Consider the following 5,635-nt stretch of genomic DNA (forward strand, 5'->3'; position numbering starts at 1 on the left):
CGCTCGGCTTCAGTTGCGCTGTTGGTGGCCTGCGGCACGCCCCGGCTCAGCAGTCCGGCCTTCTTCTTCTGCCGCAGCCGATAGCTCTCACCCTGGATGAGCAGCGTGTGGCTGTGGTGCAGCAGCCGGTCGAGGATGGCCGCGGCTAGCACGTCATCGCCGAAGACGCTGCCCCACTGGCCCCCACCATCTGGTTGGTGGTCAGCAGCATGCTGCCCTTCTCGTAGCGACGCGCCACCAACTGGAAGAAGAGGTGGGTGCTGCGCTTCTCGAAGGGCAGGTAGCCCAGCTCGTCCACCACCAGCAGCTTGGGCTTGGCGAAGTAGTTGAGCTCGTCCTTGAGAGTTCCCTCGCTCTCGGCCTTGGCCAGCGCGGCCCAGTCCAATCGCCAGGTGCGTCTTGCCCACTCCCGGCGGGCCGAAGAGCAGCACGTTCTCCGCCTGGGCGATGAATCTGCCGGTGGCCAGCTCCCGCACCAACCGCTGGTCCACCGAGAGTTGCGCCTTGAAGTCGAAGTCCTCCAGCGTCTTCACCGCCGGGAAGTGCGCGATGGTGACTCCCATGCGGATTCGCTTGCGCTGCTTGGCCCCCATCTCCTCGCGCAGCAGCGCGTCGAGGAAGTCCAGGTAGGTGGGCTCGGTGCGCGCCGCCTCCGCCAGCAGCACGTCCAGCCGCTCGACCAGGTGTCCAAGGCGCAGCCGCTCCAGGTGCTCGAGCACGCGCGCGTGGATGAGCTCGTGGCTCATGCGGCACCTCGCTTCTCGGCCTGCTCCACCACGGCGGCGTAGTCCTCCAACTGTTGGCGTTCACGAGGAAGCGCGGAAATTTGGACCGGGACGCCGCAGGTGTGCCGGGGCTCCGGCATCCCGGTCCGAGGTGAGGCTCAGCGCTTGGACTTCACCTTCCTGGTCGTCGCGGCTTCCTCGGCCTCGCGGCGGCGGTAGCTCTCGCCTTCGATAGCGAGGACGTCCGCGTGGTGGATGACGCGGTCAATCAGCGCGGTGGCACACGCGGCGTTGGGAAAAATGGTCGGCCAGTCCGAAAACGCCAGATTCGTGGTCATCACCAATGAGCGTTGTTCATACCTGCGCGCCACGACTTGAAAGAGGAGGTCGGCGTTGCGCGCGTCGTAGGCGAGGTAGCCCATCTCGTCGATGACGAGCAGGCTGGTGTAGTGGCGCAGGCGGCGATCCAGTGCGCGGCTGGTGTCCTGGGCCCCCAGGTCGAGCAGCAACTGGGAGGCGGTGACGAAGAGAGCGGAGTGCCCCTTGAGGACGGCCTGGTGGGCGATGTTCTGAGCAATCATCGTCTTGCCCAGTCCCTGCGGCGCCACTATTACGACGTTGCGCGCGCCCTCCAGGAAGTCCAGACGCAGGGCGGACTCGACGGCCTCGCGGTCAATCTTCCTGGGCCATCCCCAGTCGTAGTCCGCCATGGGCTTGAAGCGGCCAAGGCGGCTGCGAGACAGGCGCCGCTCGAGACTTCTGCGGCCGCGTTCCTTCTGCTCCTCGTCGGCCAGGTGCTCCAGCAGCTCGGTAGCGCCCCATCTGGCCTTGGTGGCGCGGGCGATGAGGTCCGAGAGGCCCTGGGAGGTGGCGTGCAGTCCGAGGGAGGCCAGGCGGTCAGCGAGTGGAGTGGTCATCGGAGGAGTCCTTGTCGAGGAGGCGGTCGTAGTCAGCGAGGGAGTGGGGGCGGGTGCGTGAGGCGGCGATGCGCGGGTCATCCGGCAGCACCACGGTGAGGGGTGGAGGCTGACGCTGGCGGCGAGCGCGCTGCTCCAGGAGGTGGGCCACGGCGGGGGCGCTCACCGCCCCCTTGCGCAGGGCCTCGGCGAGGGCCTCATCCAGGGCACGTGCGCCGTGGAGCTCCAGTAACTTCAGCAACTGCGCCGTGTGGTGGGACAGCGAGACGTCGCGCTGAGCGAGGGCAGCGAGGAAGCCCTCCGCCTGCGGGCAGGAGGCGCGCAGCAAGTCCCGGCCGCGCAGCTCGTGCGCACGGGCCTTGGCGTCGGCGAGCGCGGCGAGGTGGCCGGGCTGCTCCAGGGTGCGGCCCTTCTCGAAGCTGCGCGGGTGGGAGGCCACCTCCTCGGAGCCGTCCAGCACGCGCACGCGTGTCTCGGAGGCCACGAGGGTGAGGGGCTTCTTCACCAGGGTGTGTGGAATGGAGTAGTCATTGGAGTCGAAGCGCACGTAGGGCGTCTTGCCAGAGGTGACGGGGCGCACCACGTCCGTGGGAAACGGGTGTACGGGCAGGGGCAGCAGCCGCGGGCGCTCCTCCTCGAGGGCCGTGGCGACGGTGCGCCCGGTGACGTCGCCGGGCAATTGGCGCGCGTGGGCCACCTCGGCCGTCCACCGCGCTGCTTGCGCGTTGAGGTCCTCCACGCCGCTGAAGGTTCGCGCGGCGAAGAAGGAGTCGCGCAGGTAGCGGATGGTGCGCTCCACCTTGCCCTTCTCGTTGCCGCGGTAGGGAGCGCAGGGCTTGGGGGCGAAGTGGTAGTGGCCGGCCAATTCCAGCAGGCGCGGGTGGAAGCGGATGGCGTCGCCAGCGCGCTCGAGCACCACGGACTTCAAGTTGTCGTACAGCAGCGCGCGCGGCACGCCCCCCAGCGCCTGGAAGGCCAGCACGTGGCCCGCGAGGAAGCTCTCCAGCGTCATGTCCAGGAAGAAGCGCGCGTAGAGGGCGCGGCTGTGGCCCAGCACCATGACGAAGCAGCACAGGGGGCGGCGCGTGTTGCCCACGGGCAGCGTGCCGAAGTGTCCCCAATCCACCTGGGCCTCCTCGCCCGGAAGCGTGTTGCGGCGCAGGAAGGCCTCGGCGCGAGAGGTGGGGCGTACCGTGCGCACGTAGCGGCGCACCTGGAGCGGGCCCCCCACGTAGCCGCGCGCCTTCACCATGTGGAAGAGGCGCATGGCGGTGAGGCGTGGGTGGGCCTCCAGGGTGGCTTGGATGAAGTCCTTGTAGTCATCCAACAGCGTGGGCCTGACGGACTTCACCCCCGTGCCGCTGACGCGCTCGAGCGTCAGGGCGCGCCTCACGGTGTCGTGGTGCACGCCCAGCTCAGCGCAGATGGTGCCCACCGTCCAGTGCTCGGCGAAGTGCAGCCGGCGGATGCGGGCGGCGAGCTCGGGGGAGCTCATGGGCCCACCTCACGGCGGACGGGCAGCCCTGAAGCGCTGGCCCACGTGGGTGCGCGCAAGCGTGGTGTGACGCAGGAAGGGACTCTGACGCCCGCACGAGGTGCAGGCGGGGATGGAGGGCGGCGGTGCATGCGGAAGTGGCCTCGCTGCGCTCGGCTCCGCGGCCACCTGCGTGGCGGCCGGGTCCGGCGCGACGAGCACACTCGCCGTCTGAGCCTCGGCGGCGGGAGACTGATGCGTCACTTTCTCTCGCCGCCGCTGCCTCCAGGCAGCCTGCCGCGCGGCATGCGCGTGCCGTCCGTCGCGGGTGCGCTGGTAGCGCGCACCAGCCGCGCGCATCGACTCCGCTCGCGCCCTTCGACTGCACGGCGGCCCGCAGTAGCGCTGGCCACGGTCGCACGCGGAGCAGAGGAAGAACACCTGCCGGCACTCGGGCCGACCACACACCACGAAGCGCAGCGCCTCCACGACACTCCTGCGCGCGCCGGCTTCTGGCGCCGCGCCCCGGAGTGCGCTACCTCTTCCTCACCGGCTCGCCCCTCTCGCACACCAGGGCGCGCCTCCAAGGAAGGCCCTCCAGCCGCTACTGGTGGGCCTTCCGTCTTTTCAGGACGCGCGCAACTGCGGACTCCACCGGCGCACTCTCCCCCTCTCCACTTCTCGGCCGAACCCACCTCAGGGGGTGGTCTTGAAGTCAGGCAACTCCCGACGACCCATGACCAGGAATCCGCGCTTCCTGGTGACCATCAACACCAGCCCGCCTCCGCCAGCACCCGTATCCGCCGCACCACTTCCTGCTCGACCATCGGCACCTCCGCCGCGCGGGTGCCACAACTGCTGCCGACTCTCCCATCGAGGTTACCTCCCTGGTTTGGAGGCCCCGGGATGGGGGTCAATTTTGCTGTCGCTCTACAAGCGGGTGGCGTGATGAGATTGGGCTCGCAGAGGAGCGGCGCCCCGAGCTTGTTCTGCTCCTTGAGTGTGGCTGGCCCGCCTGGCGCGAAGGTCTTTCGGCCCTGACTGCACACGGTCTTCCACTCACGCCAGATGGATGGAGCCGACTTCTCGATGCGCGCCGAGCCGAGGGCATTCCCGAACTGCCCGAGCGTCTCAAGCGGCGTACGGCCGCAGCTCTTGCCGCGCCACACTCCACAGCCACGCTCACATACGCCAAGCGTTTGGCGCTCGGGGGGGGTCGAGGCGACTCACGACGGCACGGTGCGGCTGCTCCCACCTGTCGGGCTCGTGGCGCGCATCCGCCGCGGCGATGCCGACCTATCCGCCGTCGCGAACGTATTCGGCGAAGTCGCCATCCCCGAGCGGGCCTTTCTGGACGGCCTTCTTCTCGAGGGAAAGCTCCGAGGTGTGCTGCTCGTCGAGAACCTTGGCGCCTGGCGGTCCTGCCTGCACCGCACGGCTGACTGTCTCACGTTCCAGGCAGGGATTCCGTCGACCGTCCCGCCTCTGCTTGAGCTTGTTGCGCATGTGCCGGTCTTCATTTCGGAGACCTCGAGCCCAACGGAGTGCGGATCTACGTGCTCCTGGGCGAGCGACGATCGGATCTGCGCTGTTTCATTCATTCTTTCTGGGCGCAGCTCGTCGACAGCCATGGCCTGAAGGCGCCGTGGCCGTCTGCCCTGGATGTCGTCGGGGCCCCTTCTCTAAGCCAAGCGAAGCAGTTCCGTTCAGGGGGGACCTGGCGCCAGGTCCCGATTTATCGGCCTCAGCGGCTGTGTTCCCCTGACCGAACTTGGTTCGGTTGGCTTGGTGCAGGAGCTCGTCGTGCGCGGCTTATGGCTCGAGCAGGAGCTCATCGTGCTCGTCCCGCGAATCTCCGCGGTTGTTGAGCAGCTCGTTCAGGGAGGACTACAGCGGATATGAATCGTGGTGGCGTTGTGCCCCTCTCTTCCCCAGCGCTACGGCTGGAGTCCTTCCGTTGCGCTCCATCTCGTCATGACGAGCTTGGCGAGGAGTGGCGCTGATGTCGGGAGCAACCGCGTACGACTCAGGGGGTGCTCAAGCTGCTTGGGTTTTACCGCCCATGGGTGAATCAGTCCGTGATGTCGGTGCGGATGACGTGGAGCGCCAGGACGAGTCGCCTCCTCTGTGGCCGCGGAAAGTGGCAGCTGATCGATGCACGTGAGGCCGAAGTGCGAGCCTCCGCTCCTTCGGCTGCTTATCGAGCGAACTTGCGTGGCAGGTAGAGCAGGAATGGAGTGCACGGGTGGAGAGGCGGGCTGCGGAGGTTGAACCAGCGGGAAGATGACGTCGAATGAAGGGTGTTGACTCCCAACGCGGCGGTGATAGAAGCCGCGCCCCCTCGGACGGGAAGGCGAAACCGCATTGGCGGTGGGATGATCCGGACGGGCTGAAGAAGGAATACGGGGTCGGCAGTGCGGAGTTGACTCCCAACGCGGCGGTGGTAGAAGCCGCGCCCCTCGACAAGGCGGAAGCCGCAACGGCGGCGAGGCCAGGTTGGCGGGGAGAGTCGACGAAGG

6 protein-coding genes are annotated in these 5,635 nt (G+C 68.1%); 1 reads left to right on the forward strand and 5 read right to left on the reverse strand.

Features of this window, described 5'->3' with window-relative positions; translation table 11 throughout:
* From Q664_RS55215 to Q664_RS27370, 5 genes are all read right to left on the reverse strand, one after another.
* Positions 1–746, reverse strand: a 746-nt coding sequence (locus Q664_RS55215) for an ATP-binding protein (RefSeq protein WP_425117450.1), incomplete at its 3' end; no start/stop codon positions are given.
* 137 nt (positions 747–883) lie between these two features.
* Positions 884–1,642, reverse strand: coding sequence for an IS21-like element helper ATPase IstB (istB, locus tag Q664_RS27360; protein WP_043402118.1), 759 nt, complete (start codon positions 1,640–1,642; stop codon positions 884–886).
* Positions 1,623–3,137, reverse strand: a complete 1,515-nt coding sequence (gene istA / locus Q664_RS27365; protein WP_043402121.1) for an IS21 family transposase — start codon at positions 3,135–3,137, stop codon at positions 1,623–1,625. The genes istB and istA overlap by 20 nt, the downstream gene beginning before the upstream one ends.
* Positions 3,138–3,146: 9 nt before the next feature.
* Entirely contained in the window at positions 3,147–3,605 is a 459-nt protein-coding gene (locus tag Q664_RS59360) for a hypothetical protein (RefSeq protein ID WP_160174513.1), read from the reverse strand.
* An 807-nt stretch (positions 3,606–4,412) separates the two neighbouring features.
* Complete coding sequence (locus tag Q664_RS27370; RefSeq protein ID WP_043402124.1) at positions 4,413–4,622, reverse strand: hypothetical protein; 210 nt, start codon at positions 4,620–4,622, stop codon at positions 4,413–4,415.
* A gap of 787 nt (positions 4,623–5,409) precedes the next feature.
* Here Q664_RS27370 and Q664_RS61240 point away from each other — a divergent pair.
* Positions 5,410–5,635 (forward strand): hypothetical protein (locus Q664_RS61240; protein ID WP_235216896.1); only part of this gene is annotated, 226 nt, incomplete at its 3' end.

Source organism: Archangium violaceum Cb vi76 (genome assembly GCF_000733295.1).
Classification (GTDB): domain Bacteria; phylum Myxococcota; class Myxococcia; order Myxococcales; family Myxococcaceae; genus Archangium; species Archangium violaceum.

Coding starts and splice junctions, on each gene's coding strand:
- istB (WP_043402118.1), bottom strand. CDS start 1,642: ATGACCACTCCACTCGCTGACCGCCTGGCCTCCCTCGGACTGCACGCC.
- istA (WP_043402121.1), bottom strand. CDS start 3,137: ATGAGCTCCCCCGAGCTCGCCGCCCGCATCCGCCGGCTGCACTTCGCC.
- Q664_RS27370 (WP_043402124.1), bottom strand. CDS start 4,622: ATGCGCAACAAGCTCAAGCAGAGGCGGGACGGTCGACGGAATCCCTGC.